Origin of the sequence: Rhodococcus sp. 11-3 (assembly GCF_023704055.1) — a bacterium.
Lineage (GTDB): Bacteria > Actinomycetota > Actinomycetes > Mycobacteriales > Mycobacteriaceae > Rhodococcus > Rhodococcus aetherivorans.
Window position 1 is genome coordinate 3,843,019 of record NZ_CP080406.1, and the last position, 18,020, is coordinate 3,861,038.

Here is an 18,020-nt window from a genome sequence, read left to right on the forward strand (position 1 = left end):
ACCTCCTCGTCCACCCGACCTTGCCCTGCTCATCTTGCCCGCCCGGCGTGCCCGGCGCGCGCCGATCGCCGTCGTTCAGGACGTGAGGGCATACCCGGCCCAGGCCGCGGCCGTGCCGGCGAGCACACTCACCGCCGCATACACCGTCGCGGTGACCGGGCGGCGCACCCGGACGAGACCGACCGTCTCGACGGCGAACGTCGAGTAGGTGGTCAGGCCCCCGCAGAACCCCGTGCCGAGCAGCGCGAACGTCGAGGGCGCGAGCGCAGCCCCGGACAGCACACCGAGCAGCAGGCAACCGAGGACGTTGACGGTCAGGGTCGCCACCGGGACGCTGCGGTAGGAGCGGACGTGCCGGCCGGCAAGATAGCGCAGGACCGCTCCGGCACCGCCGCCCAGGGCGACGAGCAGGACGGTCATCGGGCCGTCCGGTGCCGCCACGCCTCGCCGGCCGCCATGCCGGCGCGCGCCGCCGCGAGTGCCCCCACGAGCGTCACGGCCACATAGACGACGGCAGTCGCGGGGTGGCGGACCGCGTCGACGGCGAACGTGGAGAAGGTGGTGAACCCGCCGAGCACACCGACGCCGAGGAACAGGCGCCACAGCCGGTCGGGACCGAGCATTGCTGCGACGACGCCGAGCAGCAGCGAACCGGCGATGTTGATCGCCGCGATCGTCCAGATGCCGGGGAATTGCACGGACAGCGCGTATCGGGTGACGGCACCCACCGCGCCGCCCGCGGCGACGACGGCCGTCGGCTTGTACTCCATGCCGGTAACCGTAGAGGTCCGGCATATGCGAAGGACCCCGGCCGGGTGGCCGGGGTCCTTCGCGTTTCCGGTGGAGCTGCCGGGAATCGAACCCGGGTCCTCCGCCGCCTCGCCAGGGCTTCTCCGTGTGCAGTTCGCTATGTCTCTACTTGGATCTCCCGGTCCCGCGAACAAGCCGAGATGACGATCCCAGTCGCTGTTTGTTGTCCCGTCCGGCTCCGCGACCGAGCCGTACGGTGGAGCTCCCTAGTCGATGCCAGGATCCGGGGCGGGAGCACACCCGGTCTGACAGAGACGCACTCGCTTAGGCAGCGAGGGCGTACTCGCGCTGAGTAGACTCGGCGCTTATTGGTTTGCAGCGACGCTTACGGTGGTCTCTTGCCTGCACCGACACGCTTCCCCTAGCTCAACGTACGCAGTCGAAACCGTTCAGCCCCGTACGTACCTGCGGCCTTCGCAGGACTACCCACTCTAACGCGCGGACCCCCCTCCGTCATTCCCATTTCCACCGTGATGCGAATGACGTGGCTCACAGCCCTCAGGCGGCCGCGGTGATCATGCCGACGGCGGTGAGGGCGAGCACCATTCCGGTCATCTGGCCCCGCCCGATGCGCTCGCCCAGCACGACCATCGCCAGCAGCACGGTCGCCGCCGGGTACAGCGCGCCGATGACGCTCACCAGCGACAGCATGCCGCCCTGGAAGGCGAACATCAGCGCACCGTTGGCGATCACGTCCAGCACCGCGACCGCGATGATGTGCGGATAGACCCGGCTCGGCGGCCGGATCATCTGCCGCACGCCCAGGGCCACCGCCCACACGACGAGTGTCGCCGTGAGCCGGGACATGCCGAGGGGCCACAGGCCGGTGCCCTCGGGGACGCGGTGCAGCGCGACGAACATCAGCGCGAACGCGACTCCGGAGCCGACGGTCAGCCACGCCACGGTGGCGGTGAATCGGGGTTGCTCGTCCCCGGCGACGCCTTCCTTCGATTCGCGACTGACCAGCACGACGGCGACGAGGGCGATCGCGATGCCGGCGTAGGCGACCGGTCCGGGCCGCTCCCCCGTCGCGATCCCGACGAGCACCGGGATACCGGCCACGAGCACGGCGGTGAGCGGGGACACCACCGACATCGGGCCCGCGGCGAGCGCGAGATAGAACCACCAGATCGCGAGCCCGCCGGCGACACCGGCCGCCGCACCCCAGCCGAGGGACTCGGGGGTGAGGTCGCCGCCCACGAGCGGCGCGACGGCGAGCACCAGCAGCAGCGACAGCGGGTACGAGACGATCACGAACCGCAGCGCCGCCACCCGGCGGGACGCGACCCCGCCGAGGAAGTCGCTCACCCCGTAGCCGACCGCGGCCACCAGGGCGAGCACGATCGCCGTCAGCGCATGCCCTTCACCCGCCGGCCGAGCTCGCGGGTCACCTCGCGCTCGGCGGTGCGACGGGCCAGGTCCTGCCGCTTGTCGTAGTCCTGCTTGCCCTTGGCCAGCGCCAATTCGACCTTCACCTTGCCGTCGGAGAAATACATCGACAGCGGGACCAGGGTCTGGTTGCCCTCGCGGGTCTTGCCGACGAGGTTGTCGATCTCCCGGCGGTGCAGCAGCAGCTTGCGGGTGCGCCGGGGCGCGTGGTTGGTCCACGTGCCGTGCCCGTACTCGGGGATGTGCAGCCCGCGCAGCCACACCTCGCCGTCGTCGACGGTGGCGAACGCGTCGACGAGCGACGCCTTGCCCTCGCGCAGGCTCTTGACCTCGGTGCCCAGGAGCGCGACTCCGGCCTCGTACGTGTCGAGAATGGTGTAGTTGTGCCGTGCCTTGCGATTCGTGGCGATGACCTTGCGGCCCTTTTCCTTCACTTTCGGGCCCCTCCGGTCCTCGATGCGTCCGACAGATCTGTGTACAGCATAGGTAGCGGACGCAACGAGATATTCCCGCGCACCGACGCGCGGCTATTCACGCACGTACAGGCGCAGGGTGACGTAGGCGGTCAGGGCCGCCATGCCGACGCCCACCAGCACCAGGATCGGCGAGACCAGCAGCACGTCGCTGTTGGAGATGCGGGCGACGATGTTGGCCTCGTAGACCTCCGAGAGCACCTCGTCGACGAAGGCGCCCTTCGCGACGAACAACCCCGCGATCGCCAGCGCCGCGCCGATCACGGCCGCCACGACGGCCTCGAGCAGGAACGGCAGCTGGGTGTACCAGCGGGTGGCGCCGACCAGCCGCATGATGCCCACCTCGGTGCGGCGGGTGAACGCGGCGATCTGCACCATGTTCGCGATGAGCAGGATCGCAGCGACCGCCTGGACCGTGGCGATCGCGAATGCGGCGTTGCGGACGCCGCCCAGCACGCTGAACAGCCGCTCGACGAGGTCCTTCTGATTGAGCACGCTGTCGACGCCGGGACGGACGGCGAACTGGTCCTCGATCACCCCGAAGCGGTCGGGATCCGAGAGCTTGATCTTGAACGAGGCCGGGAAGCTCTCGGCGCTGACGAGCTCGGCGAGCTCCGGCTGGTCCTTGAAGACCCGCTCGGTCGCGTCGGCGACGGCGTCCTCGCGGTTGAGGTACTGCACCGACACCACCGCCGGGGTGTTCTCGAGGTCCGAGCGCAGGGTGCGGCAGATGTCCTGTTCGCAGTCGGGGTCGAGGGTCGAGATGTCGTCGGTGAGGAACACCTGCACCTCGACCCGGTCGAGGAAGATCTGCTGCGTCTTGTCGGCCATCTGCACGACGAGCAGACCCGCGCCGAACAGGCCGAGGGAGATCGCGGTGGTCAGGATCATCGCGACGGTCATGGTCAGGTTGCGGCGCAGGCCGGTGACGACCTCGCTCAGGATGAAGCTGGCACGCATGGAGTGTCGAAGTCCTTCGGTTGCCGGAGGGGCGAGAGCGATGGGAGCGGGAGAGCGCGGTCAGCGACCGACGCCGTAGACGCCGCGCGCCTCGTCGCGCACGACCCGACCGAGATCGAGCTCGACCACGCGGCGCCGCATGGAGTCGACGATGTGGTGGTCATGGGTGGCCATGAGCACGGTGGTGCCCGTGCGGTTGATGCGCTCGAGCAGCATCATGATGTCCTGGCTGGTGTCCGGGTCGAGATTGCCGGTCGGTTCGTCGGCCATGAGCACCAGGGGCCGGTTCACGAAGGCCCGGGCGATCGCGACGCGCTGCTGTTCGCCGCCGGACAGTTCGGTGGGCAGGCGGTCGGCCTTGCCGGACAGGCCGACGAGGTCGAGCACCTCGGGCACGGTGCGAGCGACGACCGAGCGGGGCTTGCCGATCACCTCGAGCGCGAACGCGACGTTCTCGGCCACCGTCTTGCGCTGCAGCAGCCGGAAGTCCTGGAATACGCAGCCGAGGTTCTGCCGCAACCTGGGCACCCGGCGCGCCGACAGGCGGTTGACGTGGAAGTCCGCCACGTGGATGTCACCGGAGGTGGGCGTGTCGTCACGCAGGAGCAGCCGCAGGAAGGTCGACTTCCCGGAACCGGACGGGCCGATGAGGAAGACGAACTCGCCCTTGTCGATCTCGACGCTCACCTTGTCGAGGGCGGGCCGGGTCGACGTCTTGTACGACTTGGACACATTCTCCAGGCGGATCACGCCGCCATGCTAGCCGTTATCGGACGGTGACCTAAGGAACCGACTCGCCGGTAGGTTCGGCGGGGGACGAATCGCCGAGGCCGGGAATCGGAATCTCGGGCAGCCGCAGGCCGGGCTGAGTCGTCGTGGTCGTCGGGGCCGGGGCCTCGGGAACGGTGCGCGAACCCGCTCCGCCGGGCGTGGATCCGGTCCCGGTCGGCGCCGGCGTGGTCGTCGTCGGGGTCGGCTCCGTACTGGTCGGCGTGGGGCTCGGTTCGGCGGTGGTGGGCTCGGGCACGTACGGCACGTACGGCGTCTCGCTGACGACCACCGCGCCCGGCGGCGCCGTCGCCGTGCCCTGTTCCTCCTCCGGGTTGAGGTACAGGTAGAGCACCCACAGCCCCAGCCACACGAGGCACAGGGCCAGGGTGGCGGTACGCAGCCGGCCGCCGAAGACGTGGTCCGGGATGTGGAACCTGCGAGGCTCGCTCACCGCACCGCCTCGATCCCGTGGATCGGGGTGGACGTGTCGAGCTGTGGATGGACGGTGAGGCCCTGCCGGCGCAACGCGAGCGCGACCCGCACGCGCAGTTCCCGTCCCACCTGGAACTGCTTCCCGGGCAGGGTGCGCGCGACCATGCGAACGCTGACCTGGTCGACCTCGAGGCTCTCGACGCCCATCACGGTGGGCTCGTCGAGCAGCAGTTCCTTCAGCTTCTCGTCCTCGAAGGCATTGACGCCGACCTCGTGCAGGATGTCGTTGACCTCCGCGATGTCGGCCGTGACCGGGATCGGCACGTCGACGACCGCACGGGCCCAGTCCTTGGAGAGGTTGACGGCCTTGTTGATCTGCCCGTTGGGCACGGTGATGACCTCGCCGGCGGCGTTGCGCAGCTTGGTGACGCGCAGGGTGACGTCCTCGACCGTGCCGACGGCGTCGGCGGAGGCCCCGGTGACCGAGATCTGGACCGTGTCACCGAACCCGTACTGCCGTTCGGTGATGATGAAGAATCCCGCGAGAATGTCCTGGACGATGCGCTGGGCGCCGAAGCCGAGCGCCGCGCCGAGGACGGTCGCGGGGGCCACCAGGCTGCCGATGGGCAGCGCGAGGTAGTCGAACACCTTCAGGGTGGCGACGATGTAGACGAACGTGATGACCACCCAGGTGATCACCTGCGCCACCGAGTGCCGGTGTTTCGTCACCTCCGAGCGCACCAGCGCGTCGGACTGCTGATACGTCTCGTCGATGCGGCGGGTGATGCGGCCGCCGGTCCAGCTGACGAACCGCGCGACGAGCACAGCGCCGAGCACGGTCAGGGCGATCTGCAGACCGCTGGTCGACAGCCAGTCGAGGAGCCTGGTACCGGGAAACAGGGTGGATCCTCCGTAGCCGTGTTATTGATTCTGCTTCTGGTTCTCGCGCATGCGCCACCGGATGCCCTCTTCGAGGAACCCGTCGATGTCGCCGTCGAGGACGGCGGCCGGGTTGTTCACCTCGTACTCGGTGCGCAGGTCCTTGACCATCTGGTACGGGTGCAGGACGTAGGAGCGCATCTGGTTGCCCCACGAGCTGCCGCCGTCGCCCTTGAGCGCGTCCATCTCCGCGCGCTCCTCCTGCCGCTTGCGTTCGAGCAGCTTGGCCTGCAGCACGCGCATGGCCGAAACCTTGTTCTGCAACTGCGACTTCTCGTTCTGGCAGGTGACGACGATACCCGTGGGGATGTGGGTCAGGCGCACCGCGGAGTCGGTGGTGTTGACGGACTGCCCGCCCGGGCCGGACGAGCGGTACACGTCGACGCGGATGTCGTTCTCGTCGACGTCGATGTGGTCGGTGGTCTCGACGACCGGCAGCACCTCGACCTCGGCGAACGACGTCTGGCGGCGGCCCTGGTTGTCGAAGGGGCTGATCCGCACGAGCCGGTGGGTGCCCATCTCGACCGACAGGGTGCCGTACGTGTAGGGCGCCTTGATCGCGAAGGTCGCGGACTTGATGCCGGCCTCCTCCGCGTACGAGGTGTCGTACACCTCGACCGGGTAGCCGTGCTTGTCGGCCCACCGGATGTACATGCGCATGAGCATCTCGGCCCAGTCCGCGGCGTCGACGCCGCCGGCGCCGGCGCGGATGTTGACCAGCGCGTCGCGCTGGTCGTACTCGCCGGACAGGAGCGTGCGCACCTCCATCGCCTCGATGTCGGTGCGCAGGCCGGCCCGCTCGGCGTCGGCGTCGGCCATGGCGGCGGCGCGGTCCTCACCCTCCTCGCCCTCGGCGAGTTCGTAGAGCACCGGTAGGTCGTCGAGCCGGGAGCGCAGCTCCTCGACGCGGCGCAGTTCGCCCTGGGCGTGCGAGAGCTGGCTGGTGACCTGCTGCGCGTGCTCCTGGTCGTTCCACAGCTCCGGGTCGGCGGCCTGGTGCTCGAGTTCGTCGATACGCCGACGCAGCTCGTCCACGTCGAGAACCGCCTCGACGGTCTCGAGGGTGGTCGCCAGTTCGGCCAGGTCTGCGGAAACATCGGGATGCACGATTCCCAAGGTTACCGGGTGTGCGGCGGTACCTCGCCACCGCTCGGGGCCCGGTGGGCTCTCGGCTAGCGTCTGAGGCATGAGCACCGACCTCTCGGCCGATCTGGACCTCGCCCTGCGCCTCGCCGACGAGGCGGACGCCATCACGCGCACCCGGTTCGGCGCCCTCGACCTGACCGTCACCGACAAGCCGGACCTGACACCGGTGTCGGATGCCGATCTCGGCGTCGAACGCGCCGTGCGCGGCACCCTCGGCGCCGAGCGCCCGGGCGACGCGATCCTCGGCGAGGAGTTCGGCGGCGACGCGGTGTTCACCGGCCGGCAGTGGGTGGTCGATCCGATCGACGGGACGAAGAACTTCGTGCGCGGCGTGCCGGTGTGGGCCAGCCTCATCGCCCTGCTCGACGACGGCGTGCCCGTGGTGGGGGTGGTGAGCGCCCCGGCGCTGAACCGTCGCTGGTGGGCCGCGGCGGGCGCGGGCGCGTGGGTGGCGCACGACGGCGCAGAGCCGCGCCGCATCGCCGTCTCGCAGGTCACCGACCTGTCCGCGGCGTCGCTGAGCTTCTCGAGCCTGTCCGGCTGGCGCGATCGCGGTCGGCGCGACGAGTTCGTCGCGCTCACCGACGAGGTGTGGCGGGTGCGGGCCTACGGCGACTTCTATTCGTACTGCCTGCTCGCGGAGGGTGCGGTCGACATCGCCCTCGAGCCCGAGGTGTCCCTGTGGGACCTGGCCGCGCTCGACGTGCTGGTCCGGGAGGCGGGAGGCCGGTTCACGAATCTGGACGGTGCGGCCGGCCCGCACGGCGGCAGCGCGGTAGCCACCAACGGGGCGCTGCACGAGGGCGTGCTCACGCGCCTGCGGTGATCCGCGCGGCTCCCGCCCACCCCGAACTTACTCGATAGTAGACACCTACCTTACTCCGGAGTAAGGTAGTGGTGTCCGTCCCCACATCGAGAAACTTCTGGTGATCATGAGCAAGCAAGAGAGTGTGGCCCGGAACACCCCTCGCGACACGTCCGCGGTGGGCCTGAATCCCCTCCGACGGGACGCCATGGGCGCCGCGATGCGGGTGCTCACGCGGATCACCGGTTCGGAACTCGCGGACCGGTACAACCTCCGGCAGGCCATCGACCGGGTGACCTACCAGTCCACCAAGACCGGCTTCAAGACGCTCGGCGCCGCCACCCGCACCTTCAAGAAGGTCACCGGCGGCAACGCACCTCAGCGCCTCGACCCCGCCGTCCGCACCGACCTGTTCGACCTGACCCCCACCGACGATCAGCAGATGATCGCCGAGACCGTCCGCGAGTTCGCCGCCGAGATCCTGCGGCCCGCCGCGCACGACGCCGACGAGGCGGCCGCCGCCCCCACCGACCTCCTCGCCCGGGCCGCCGAACTCGGCATCACCCTCGTCAATGTGCCCGAGGCGTTCGAAGGAGCCGCCACCGAGCGGGGCGCGGTCACCAACGCGCTCGTCGCCGAGGCGCTCGCCCACGGCGACATGGGGCTGGCCCTGCCGATCCTCGCGCCGAGCGGCGTCGCGGTCGCCCTCACCCAGTGGGGCACCGAGGAGCAGCAGCGGACCTACCTGCCGGCGTTCGCCGGGGACGACGTCCCGCAGGCCTGCGTCGTGATCACCGAGCCGCGCGCCCTGTTCGACCCGTTCGCGCTGCAGACCAAGGCGGTGCGCTCCCCCAGCGGTTACCGGCTCAACGGCGTCAAGTCCCTCGTGCCGGCCGCCGGCAGCGCCGAACTGTTCGTCGTCGCCGCCGAGCTCGACGGCAAGCCGTCGCTGTTCCTGGTCGAGTCCGACAGCAAGGGCGTCGCGATCGAGGCCGACCCGTCGATGGGCCTGCGTGCCGCCGGGCTCGGCCGGCTGCATCTGACCGACGTCGCCGTCCCGCAGGCCGCCCTGCTCGGCGACGCGGACGCCGACGCACGCGCCGAGCAGTACGCGGACGCGGTCCGCCTCGCCCGCCTGGGCTGGGCCTCCCTCGCCATGGGTACCGGGCAGGCCGTGCTCGACTACGTCGTCCCCTACGTCAACGAACGGGAGGCGTTCGGCGAACCGATCAGCCACCGGCAGGCCGTCGCCTTCATGGTCGCCGACATGAAGATCGAGCTCGACGGCATCCGGCTGGTCACGCTGCGCGGCGCGGCCCGCGCCGAGCAGGGCCTGTCCTTCGCCCGGGAGGCGGCGCTGGCCCGCAAGCTCGCCACCGACAAGGGCATGCGGATCGGCCTCGACGGCGTCCAACTGCTCGGTGGCCACGGCTTCACCAAGGAACACCCCGTCGAACGCTGGTACCGCGACCTGCGCGCCGTGGGCGTCGCCGAGGGCGTCGTCCTCGTCTGAGCCGCCCGATCCGGCAGCGTCACCTCACACCTAGGAATCTGTGATGATCAATCTCGAACTTCCCAAGAGGCTCAAGGCGTCGGCGAACCAGGCGCACCAGGTCGCCGCGCAGATCTTCCGTCCCGTCTCGCGCAAGTACGACCTCGCCGAGCACGTGTACCCGGTCGAGCTCGACACGATGGCCGCGATGGTCGAGGGGTTGAACGACTCCGGCCAGGGCGCCTCGGGCGCGGCGCTCGGCCGCGGCGACGAGCCGAAGAAGCAGGCCGGCAACGTCAACGGCGGCAACATGGCGTCGCTGCTCAATGTGATCGAAACCTGCTGGGGCGACGTGGGGCTCACCCTGTCGATCCCCTACCAGGGGCTCGGCAACTCGGCGATCGCCGCCGTCGCCACCGACGAGCAGCTCGAACGCTTCGGCAAGGTGTGGGCGTCGATGGCGATCACCGAGCCGAGCTTCGGCTCCGATTCCGCCGCCGTGACCACCACCGCCGTCCTCGACGGCGACGAGTGGGTCCTCAACGGCGAGAAGATCTTCGTCACCGCCGGCGAGCGCTCGACCCACGTGGTGGTGTGGGCGAGCGTCGACAGGTCGAAGGGGCGCGCGGCGATCAAGTCGTTCGTCGTCCCGCGGGACGCCCCCGGCCTGAGCGTGGCGCGCCTCGAGCACAAGCTCGGCATCAAGGCCTCCGACACCGCCGTCCTGGTGCTCGACAACTGCCGGATCCCGAAGGACAACCTGCTCGGCAGCCCCGAGGTGAACGTCGAGAAGGGGTTCGCGGGGGTCATGCAGACCTTCGACAACACCCGCCCGATCGTCGCCGGCATGGCCGTCGGCGTCGCCCGAGCGGCGCTCGAGGAACTGCGCGGCATCCTCGCCGAGGCCGGCGTCGAGGTGTCCTACGACATCCCGGCCTGCAACCAGCACGCCGCGGCCGCCGAGTTCCTCGCGCTCGAGGCCGACTGGGAGGCGGCCTACCTGCAGGCGCTGCGGGCCGCGTGGATGGCCGACAACAAGCATCCCAACTCGCTCGAGGCCTCGATCTCCAAGGCCAAGGCCGGCCGCACCGGCACCGCGGTCACCCTCAAGGCCGTCGAACTGGCCGGCACCTACGGCTACTCCGAGCGTCCGCTGCTCGAGAAGTGGGCGCGCGACTCGAAGATCCTCGACATCTTCGAGGGCACCCAGCAGATCCAGCAGCTCATCATCGCGCGGCGGCTGCTGGGCCTGTCGAGCACCGAGCTGAAGTAGCAGGTCACAGACCACTTCTCCGAGGGGTCGGGCCCCCGCCGTAGGCACCGACGGTGGGGGCCCTCTCGCGCTCCAGGGGCGGTCCGCTACACGCGAGAGCCGGCGGAATCGTCCTCACGTGCGCGGCGGAGATCTTCGCGGAGGGCGACCACCTCGGCCGTCAGCGCGGCCACCTGCGCCCGTGTCACCGCCTGGCTCGCCTCGTCCTGCTCGCCCACACGCTCGACCGGCCAGGACGCCGACGTGACCGTCACGACACCGAGCAGGGCGATGCCCGCGATCATCAGGGCGGCCGCGATCAGCCGGCCGGTGGCCGCGACGGGGGCGAAATCGCCGTAGCCGACCGTGGTGACACCCAGGTGAGCACCATCACCGCCTCGCCCACCCACGCCGTGCCGTCCGCCGGCTGGGCGAGCACCAGCCATGCGTACGCGGCCAGGAACATCCCCGCCGCGGTGGCCATCGGCCATTCGGACAGGCGGCGCCACCGTTCCTCGGTCACTCGAACGCCCCGGAGGCGAGGGATCGGATCACGAACGGATCCTGCCGTCACCGCCGCGCGGGCCGGAATCGCCTCCCGTCCGGGTGCCCGTCGGCAATTCGGACGAATGTCCATGACTGTGAGGCGCGTCACCACTAGTGTTGCGGTGACGCGAATCCGGCACGAGCTCGAAGGGGACAGCATGCCCGGGCAGGACATCATCGACAGGATCACCGGTGCCGCCGGGGGGGTGACCGACACGCTCGGCGCCGTACGGGTGCTCGCCCGCTCCGGGCTGCTGCACTTCCCCCGGGTGGACCACGGGATCGGCACCCTCGTCGCGGTGAGCCGCTACGGTCCGTTCGCCGGACCGGTGCACGCCCACGCCGCGCGTGGCTTCGACGCCGTCGCCCTCGTCGACGAGCGCGGACGGCTGAGCTACCAGGAACTCGAGGCGCAGTCGAACGCGCTCGTGCGGGCGCTGCAGGCCGACGGCGTCGCGGCGGGGGACGTGATGGGCCTGATGGCCCGCAACCATCGCGGACTCGTTCTCACCATGCTCGCCGCCGCCAAGCTCGGCGCGAAGCTGGTCATGATGAACACCGGGTTCGCTCCGCGGCAGCTCGCGGACGTCGCCGCGCGCGAAGGTGTGGGCACCTTCGTCTACGACGCCGAGTTCGCGGCGGTGGCGGCCGCCCTGCCGCCGGAGGTACGGACCTACAGCTCGTGGCCCGAGGGCGACGAGCCGGGCCCACCGGGCATCGAGTCCGTGCTCGCGCAGTTCGATGGGTCCGCCGTTCCGCCGCCGAGCACGCTGGGCGGTTTCGTTCTGCTCACCAGCGGCACCACCGGCACACCCAAGGGCGCCCCGCGCGAGCGCACGTCGCCGCTCGCCTCGGCGCAGTTCCTGGACCGGGTACCGCTGCGGCCGGGACAGACGATGCTGATGGCGGCGCCGGCGTTCCACGGGACCGGAATCTCGCAGTTCGGGCTCGCCCTGGCGTTGGGGCAGACGGTGGTGATGGAGCGACGGTTCGACCCGCTCGAGACGGTTCGCCTGATCGAGCGGCACCGGGCCAACGTGCTGGTCGTCGTGCCGACCATGCTGCAGCGGATCCTGGACCTCGGCGGCGAGACGATCGGGCGGTACGACACGTCGAGCCTGCAGATCATCTTCTCCGCCGGGTCCGCGCTGTCGCCGGACGTGTGCCGGCGTACCCGTGAATACTTCGGCGACGTGCTGCACAACCTGTACGGCTCCACCGAATGCGCGGTGGCCACGGTCGCCACTCCCGAGGACATCCGCCGGGCGCCGGGCACGGCCGGACGGCCGCCGGTGACGTGCCGGGTCGAACTGTACGACGAGGCCGGCAACCGGATCACGACGCCCGGCGAGGTGGGCCGGATCTTCGTCGCGAGCGGTCTGAGCTTCGACGGCTACACCGACGGCCGGGACAAGGAGCGCATCAACGGTCTGCTCTCGACCGGCGACGTGGGGCACTTCGACGAGGACGGGCTGCTGTTCGTCGACGGCCGAGACGACGACATGATCGTCTCCGGCGGCGAGAACGTGTACCCGCTCGAGGTGGAGAACCTCCTCGTCGAGCGGGACGACGTGTTCGACGCCGCGGTGGTCGGCGTGGAGGATCCGGACTTCGGTCACCGGTTGCGCGCCTTCGTGGTGCCGGCGGAGGGCTCCGAGCGCGACGCCGAGGAGATCAAGGAGTATGTCAAGGCGAACCTGGCCCGCTACAAGGTCCCGCGCGACGTCGTCTTCCTCGACGAGCTGCCGCGCAATGCGACGGGAAAGCTGCTGCGACGCGTGCTCGTCGACATGAAGCCCTGAGCACATGGGAAGGGCCCGGCACCGGATGATCCGGTGCCGGGCCCTTCCACTTGGTAGCGGGGACAGGATTTGAACCTGCGACCTCTGGGTTATGAGCCCAGCGAGCTACCGAGCTGCTCCACCCCGCGTTGCAAGAACGAAGTTACACGGCCCGATGAATGGAATGCAAATCGCCTGGGCGAAGGCCGTTTTCGCCCCTCATCCTGTGTCCTGGGACACACTCGCGCGACGACCCCGCTCACATAACGGTGGAATAACAATCGCGTGGCGAGGCGGCCGACCTGCAGTGCGAGAGCGGCTGCCCCGGCCGGACGCCGAGTCGTCCTCGAACCGACGGGGCCCCGCGCACCTCGTGCGCGGGGCCCCGTTCGTCGCGGAAGGGATCAGCCGCCGGTGGACTGGTACGCGTCCACGGCCGCCTGCACCCGTTGCAGCGCACGGCCGTAGGCGGCGAAGTCGCCCGTGCTCTGGGCCGCACTGAGCTCGGCCAGCGCCGCGTCGAGTTCGGCGACCGCGGCCGCCCGGTCCGCGGGAGCCGGGGCGGGAGCGGGGTTCGGCGCCGGAGCGGGCGCCGGAGCCGCTGCCTGACCGTCCTGCTCCGTCCCCTCGACCGGCGCGGTGGGCGCCGACTCGCCACCCGGCGCGGTGGCCGCACTGCCGACACCGGCCCCGAAGACCTGGTCCAGCGCCGCGGCGAGGGTGGGGGCGTAGCCGATGCGCACGCCGCCGGCAGGGCCGGGCTCGCGATAGCTGACGATCACCCGGGACAGCTGCGGGAACGTCGACGTGCTCCCCGTCGCCGAACTGCGTTCCGTGTACATCGGCTGGACGTAGAGGATCCCGCCCTGGGCGATGGGCAACGTCAGCAGGTTGCCGTACTGGATCCGGTTGGATCTCTCGAGCAGGGTCCGCTCCGACGCGACGCGCGTGTCGGAGATCATCGCGTTCTGCGTCTGTTCGGGACCGAACGTCTGGGTGTCGGTCGGCAGCCGCAGGATCGTGAACCTGCCGTAGTTGTCCGGGTCCGAGTCCACCGAGATGTACGCGGACAGGAACTGCCGGTTGAAGCCCACCATCGCCGAGGTGAGCCGGAACGACGGGCGGGCCGTCTCCTCGTCACCGATCAGCACGTAGTACGGCGGCTGGTTCGCGGTCGTGTCCACCGTCGGATCGCTCGGCACCGACCAGAACGCGTTGTTGGTGAAGAACTCGCGCGGGTCGTCCACGTGATACTTCGCGAGCATCTCGCGCTGCACCTTGAACAGGTCCTCCGGGTACCGGAAGTGCGAGCGGAGCTCGTCGGAGATCTGATCCTGCGGGGTCACCGCATCGGGGAAGACACCCATCCACGCCTTCAGGACCGGGTCCTGATCGTCGACCTGGTAGAGGGTCACGGTGCCGTCGTACGCGTCGACCGTCGCCTTCACCGAGTTCCGGATGTAGGAGACTTCCTTGCGGGGCAGCAGCCGGCCGGTGTTCTGGTCGACGCTGTCCTCGACGAGCCCTTCGAGGGAACTGCGCTGCGCGTACGGGTAGTTGTCGAGCGTGGTGTAGGCGTCGACGATCCACACGATGCGCCCGTCGACCGCGGCGGGATAGGCGTCGCCGTCGGCGGTGAGCCACGGCGCGACCTTCGTCACCCGGTCCCGCGGGTCGCGGTTGAACAGCAGCTTCGACTCGCTGCCGATGGCGCTCGAGAACAGGATGTTGCGTTCGGCGTACTTGGACGCGAACGCGAGCCGGTTGAACCAGTTGCCGATCGAGACGCCACCCGAGCCGGTGTAGGTGTACTGCGCGGTGTCGGTGTCGTACTCCCGCGGGGCCTCCCCCTCGGCGGCACCGACGATCGCGTAGTCGGGCTCCTCCTGCGCGATGACCTCACCGAAGTAGATCCGCGGCTGCTCGACCGGAATCACCTGGTTGCCCGACTCGAGCGATGCGATGTCGCTGACCATGTACACCGGGTAGCCACTGTTGCTGTTCGCGGCCTCTTCCGCGGACTCGCTGGCGGCCGCGTTCACTCGGTTGGCGGGAGCCGCGACCAGGCCGTTGCCGTGGGTGTACACCGTGTGCTTGTTGATCCAGTCGGTCTGGTTGCCCGTCAGGCTCGACGGCGACAGCTCGCGGGCGGCGACGATGTAGTCCTCGCGCTCCCCGTCGATCTCGTACCGGTCGATGTCCAGCGACGGCGGGAACCCGTAGAAGTTCTTCAGCTGCTGCTGCTGGGTGAAGGTGCGCGGCAGCACGTTGGGATCGAGCAGGCGGGTGTTGGCGATGGTGGTCACGTCCGCCGGCACGTTGCGCGGTGACGTGGTGCCCACGCCGGGGTAATCCCGGTACTCCACGATCTCGTCCGTGATGCCGTAGGCCTCACGCGTCGCCGCGATGTTGCGCTCGATGTACTCGGACTCCTTGACGGCGGCGTTCGGCCGGACGGAGAACTGCTCGACCACCAGCGGCCACACGGCCCCGACGAGGATCGACGAGAGCACGAGCAGGGCCGTCGCCATCGCCGGGATGCGCAGGTCGCGCAGCACGATGGCCGCGAAGAACGCCACCGCGCAGATGACCGCGATCGCCATCAGGATCAGTTTCGCGGGCAGCACGGCATTGATGTCGGTGAAGCCCGCGCCCGTGAAGGTGGGCTCCTTGCGCCCGCTCCACAGCAGTGCGTACCGGTCGAGCCAGTACGCGATCGCCTTGAGCGCAACGAAGATCCCGGCCAGCACGGCCAGCTGAATGCGGGCGGCGCGGGTGAGGCTGCCGCCGCGGCCGGCGAGCCGGATGCCGCCGAAGATGTAGTGGGTGACCAGGCTGGCGAAGAGCGCCAGGATGACCGCCACGAACATCCAGTTCAGCAGGAAGCGGTAGAACGGCAGGTCGAAGGCGTAGAACCCGACGTCCAGCCCGAACTGGGGGTCCGTGGTGCCGAACGAGCCGCCGTTGAAGAACATCTGCACGGTCACCCAGCTCGCCTGCGCGATCAGGCCCGACAGCAGGCCGAGCACGATCGGAATGCCGAGGCCGAACGTGCGCAGCCGGGTCATCACCGTGGTGCGATACCGCGAGATGGGGTCGTTGGGCCCGGATGCGGGCACGAACACCGGCCGCGATCGGTACGCCAGCAGCAGCGCCAGCCACACCACACCGCCCACGAACAGGCTCACGAGGAGGAACAGGACGATCCGGGTCAACAGCACCTTCAGGTACACGTCACGGAAGTCGACCTCGCCGAACCACAGCCAGTTGGTGTAGGCGTCCACCAGTCGGGGACCGACCAGCAGCAGCACCGCGGCCACCACGGCCAGGCTCAGCAGGATCTTGCTGCGTTTCGACAGCGAAGGTACTCCGGTGGGGGGCCTCATGCCCACGTGCCACACTCCCAATTCTCCGGCGACGCGAACGCGCCGCAGCTGTTCACCCCGACTGTCACCCACGGCACTCGCGGTGACCGTTTCGCCCCACTCTACGGAATGAGGCGACCACCACGCCGCGCGGCGACGAGACCCGGCGACGATGCAAGGATATGTCCGTGAGCGACAGTCATCCCGTCCCGTCCGAAGACGCCCTGCGCCGGTGCGTCGGTGAGATCGTCGACTTCGTCGACGCCGGTGGCTGGGGACAGCCGCCGACGATGTTCGCGCTGGTGCCCACGGCCCTGCTGGCGGCGTCGGAACCCACCCTGCTCGACCAGCTCGACGAGGGCCACGAGTACACCCCGGTGGAGCAGGAGGCCTTCCCCGACGACGTCGAAGGCGGCAGCCCCGCCCTCGACGAGTTCCTCGCCACCACCAGCTGGCCCGATTCCGTCGCCGGCTGCGCCCTGGTGCAGGAGATCGTGGTGCTGCCCCCGAGCGCGGAGTCGGATCTCGACGACGCGCTGGTGCCGCTGCTCGCCGATCCGCACGCTGCCGACGAGGCCGCCCGGGCCGCGGCGCACGGGCACCCGGAGCGGCGCGATGCCCGCCTGATCGCGGCGGTCCTGCGCGACGGGCCGTCGCTGTCGCTGCTGCAGCTGAGGCCCACCGACGAGGACGACCCGTTCGCCGGGATCGAGCTGCGCACCTACGACAACCTCGCGCCGAACGTGGTGTCCGCCCTGTACGCGACCCTCGAACCGGGCGACGACTAGGACCGGTCCCGCACGACGGCCTAGCCGCAGGTGGGCGCGTCGCCGCCGGCGGCGAGGGAGCCGAGCGCGTCGATCGCGCCCTCGAGGGTCTCGACCTTGACCAGCCGCATCCCGTCGGGGGCGTCGCTCTGTGCCTCGGCGCAGTTGTCGGCGGGCACGAGGAACACTGTGGCGCCGTCCTCCGCGGCCCCGACGAGCTTGTGGGTGATGCCGCCGATCGGGCCGACGACCCCGTCGGAATCGATGGTGCCGGTGCCTGCGACGACCTCGCCGCCGCTGAGCTCGCCGGGGCTGAGCTTGTCGACCACGGCGAGGCTGAAGATCAGCCCCGCCGACGGGCCACCGACGTCGGCGAGGTTGAACGTCACGTCGAACGGCACGTCCGGGACCTCCTCGGGGCTGATGCCGAGGAAGCCCTTGTCCGGATCGTCGGGGCGGGCTCCCACGGTCACCGAGGCGGTCTGCTCGACCCCGTCGCGCACGAGCACGACGTCGACCGGGGTGCCGGGCGCGACCGCGGCGACGGCCCGCTGCACGCTGCCGGCGGTGGTCACCGGCTCCCCGGCGACGGTGACGAGCCGGTCGCCCTCGCGCAGCACGCCGGCGGAGGGCCCGGACTCGCCGACCCTGGCGACGCGCAGGACAACGGGCAGGTCGAGGTGGTGCAGGGCGGCGAGTTCCGCGCTGCGTTCGGACTGCTCGAACTGGGCGGCGTCCGCCTCCTTGACCTGCTCCCTGGTCGCGGTGGGCGGGTAGATCTGCTCGCGGGGGGCGATCCCGTACCGGCTGCCCAGCCACGCCGAGAGCGCCTGCGCCACGGTCAGGCGGTCGCTGACCCCGACCGTGGTCATCACGAGCTCGCCACTGGTGGGGTCGGTGTCGGCGCCCTCGATGGCGACGACAGCCTTGCCGTCGATCTCGCCGAGGGTGTCGAACGTCGGGCCCGGCCCGAGCGCCACGTACGGCACCTTCACGTTCAGCGCCACCGTCACCAGCAGCAGCGCGGGGAACAGCGCCGCCAGGATCGTCACGAGCCGTCGATTCACCCGGCCAGGGTATCCGGAGCGGCGA

General features: G+C 70.1%; 17 protein-coding genes, 1 tRNA gene and 1 other RNA gene. 5 read left to right on the plus strand and 14 right to left on the minus strand.

Translation table 11 applies throughout. The features are described 5' to 3' along the window. Positions 1 to 75: 75 nt before the first annotated feature. The 10 genes from crcB to prfB all read right to left on the minus strand — a co-directional run bounded on the left by crcB (position 76) and on the right by prfB (position 6,881). On the minus strand, positions 76 to 420 hold the full coding sequence (crcB, locus tag KZJ41_RS17975) for a fluoride efflux transporter CrcB (RefSeq protein WP_006940607.1): 345 nt from the start codon (positions 418 to 420) through the stop codon (positions 76 to 78). After that, the gene (locus KZJ41_RS17980) at positions 417 to 770 is read right to left on the minus strand and encodes a CrcB family protein (protein WP_006940609.1); all 354 of its coding nucleotides are present in this window, start codon (positions 768 to 770) and stop codon (positions 417 to 419) included. The genes crcB and KZJ41_RS17980 overlap by 4 nt, the downstream gene beginning before the upstream one ends. Positions 771 to 838: 68 nt before the next feature. After that, positions 839 to 1,207, minus strand: a transfer-messenger RNA (tmRNA) gene (gene ssrA / locus KZJ41_RS17985). A 101-nt stretch (positions 1,208 to 1,308) separates the two neighbouring features. Beyond that, positions 1,309 to 2,151: a DMT family transporter gene (locus KZJ41_RS17990; RefSeq protein ID WP_161996278.1), complete on the minus strand. Its 843-nt coding sequence runs from the start codon at positions 2,149 to 2,151 to the stop codon at positions 1,309 to 1,311. An 8-nt stretch (positions 2,152 to 2,159) separates the two neighbouring features. After that, the gene (smpB, locus tag KZJ41_RS17995) at positions 2,160 to 2,633 is read right to left on the minus strand and encodes an SsrA-binding protein SmpB (protein ID WP_006940611.1); all 474 of its coding nucleotides are present in this window, start codon (positions 2,631 to 2,633) and stop codon (positions 2,160 to 2,162) included. A gap of 93 nt (positions 2,634 to 2,726) precedes the next feature. Beyond that, positions 2,727 to 3,632 (minus strand): permease-like cell division protein FtsX, encoded by a 906-nt coding sequence (ftsX, locus tag KZJ41_RS18000; RefSeq protein WP_006940612.1) that lies wholly within the window; start codon positions 3,630 to 3,632, stop codon positions 2,727 to 2,729. Positions 3,633 to 3,692: 60 nt separating this feature from the next. Then, complete coding sequence (ftsE, locus tag KZJ41_RS18005; protein WP_029544525.1) at positions 3,693 to 4,382, minus strand: cell division ATP-binding protein FtsE; 690 nt, start codon at positions 4,380 to 4,382, stop codon at positions 3,693 to 3,695. A gap of 31 nt (positions 4,383 to 4,413) precedes the next feature. Further along, positions 4,414 to 4,854, minus strand: coding sequence for a hypothetical protein (locus tag KZJ41_RS18010; protein WP_050035443.1), 441 nt, complete (start codon positions 4,852 to 4,854; stop codon positions 4,414 to 4,416). Further along, on the minus strand, positions 4,851 to 5,678 hold the full coding sequence (locus KZJ41_RS18015) for a mechanosensitive ion channel family protein (RefSeq protein ID WP_373566485.1): 828 nt from the start codon (positions 5,676 to 5,678) through the stop codon (positions 4,851 to 4,853). The genes KZJ41_RS18010 and KZJ41_RS18015 overlap by 4 nt, the downstream gene beginning before the upstream one ends. A 78-nt stretch (positions 5,679 to 5,756) precedes the next feature. Next, entirely contained in the window at positions 5,757 to 6,881 is a 1,125-nt protein-coding gene (prfB, locus tag KZJ41_RS18020) for a peptide chain release factor 2 (RefSeq protein WP_029544529.1), read from the minus strand. Positions 6,882 to 6,960: 79 nt separating this feature from the next. Between prfB and hisN the strand changes: the two genes are divergently transcribed. The 3 genes from hisN to KZJ41_RS18035 all read left to right on the plus strand — a co-directional run bounded on the left by hisN (position 6,961) and on the right by KZJ41_RS18035 (position 10,490). Beyond that, positions 6,961 to 7,746, plus strand: coding sequence for a histidinol-phosphatase (hisN, locus tag KZJ41_RS18025; protein WP_161996279.1), 786 nt, complete (start codon positions 6,961 to 6,963; stop codon positions 7,744 to 7,746). Positions 7,747 to 7,846: 100 nt separating this feature from the next. Further along, positions 7,847 to 9,238 (plus strand): acyl-CoA dehydrogenase family protein, encoded by a 1,392-nt coding sequence (locus KZJ41_RS18030; RefSeq protein ID WP_065922418.1) that lies wholly within the window; start codon positions 7,847 to 7,849, stop codon positions 9,236 to 9,238. A 43-nt stretch (positions 9,239 to 9,281) separates the two neighbouring features. Further along, positions 9,282 to 10,490, plus strand: a complete 1,209-nt coding sequence (locus tag KZJ41_RS18035; protein ID WP_029544531.1) for an acyl-CoA dehydrogenase family protein — start codon at positions 9,282 to 9,284, stop codon at positions 10,488 to 10,490. 86 nt (positions 10,491 to 10,576) lie between these two features. Here the strand turns inward: KZJ41_RS18035 and KZJ41_RS18040 are convergent, their stop codons facing one another. Next, on the minus strand, positions 10,577 to 10,879 hold the full coding sequence (locus KZJ41_RS18040; RefSeq protein ID WP_251549374.1) for a potassium channel family protein: 303 nt from the start codon (positions 10,877 to 10,879) through the stop codon (positions 10,577 to 10,579). 294 nt (positions 10,880 to 11,173) lie between these two features. On the opposite strand from KZJ41_RS18040, the gene KZJ41_RS18045 reads away from it, so the two are divergent. Then, positions 11,174 to 12,817 carry an acyl-CoA synthetase gene (locus KZJ41_RS18045; protein WP_029544536.1) on the plus strand — a complete coding sequence of 548 codons (1,644 nt, stop codon included), beginning with the start codon at positions 11,174 to 11,176 and terminating at the stop codon, positions 12,815 to 12,817. 51 nt (positions 12,818 to 12,868) lie between these two features. Here KZJ41_RS18045 and KZJ41_RS18050 read toward each other — a convergent pair. Together KZJ41_RS18050 and KZJ41_RS18055 are read right to left on the minus strand one after the other, a co-directional pair. Continuing rightward, positions 12,869 to 12,945 (minus strand) — tRNA-Met (locus KZJ41_RS18050). Between the two features lie 255 nt (positions 12,946 to 13,200). Continuing rightward, positions 13,201 to 16,188: a UPF0182 family protein gene (locus KZJ41_RS18055; protein WP_185712829.1), complete on the minus strand. Its 2,988-nt coding sequence runs from the start codon at positions 16,186 to 16,188 to the stop codon at positions 13,201 to 13,203. 155 nt (positions 16,189 to 16,343) lie between these two features. On the opposite strand from KZJ41_RS18055, the gene KZJ41_RS18060 reads away from it, so the two are divergent. Further along, positions 16,344 to 16,949 (plus strand): PPA1309 family protein, encoded by a 606-nt coding sequence (locus tag KZJ41_RS18060; protein ID WP_037200991.1) that lies wholly within the window; start codon positions 16,344 to 16,346, stop codon positions 16,947 to 16,949. Positions 16,950 to 16,969: 20 nt separating this feature from the next. Here KZJ41_RS18060 and KZJ41_RS18065 read toward each other — a convergent pair whose 3' ends face one another. Beyond that, positions 16,970 to 17,995, minus strand: coding sequence for a PDZ domain-containing protein (locus KZJ41_RS18065; RefSeq protein ID WP_029544543.1), 1,026 nt, complete (start codon positions 17,993 to 17,995; stop codon positions 16,970 to 16,972). Between the last annotated feature and the right edge of the window lie 25 nt (positions 17,996 to 18,020).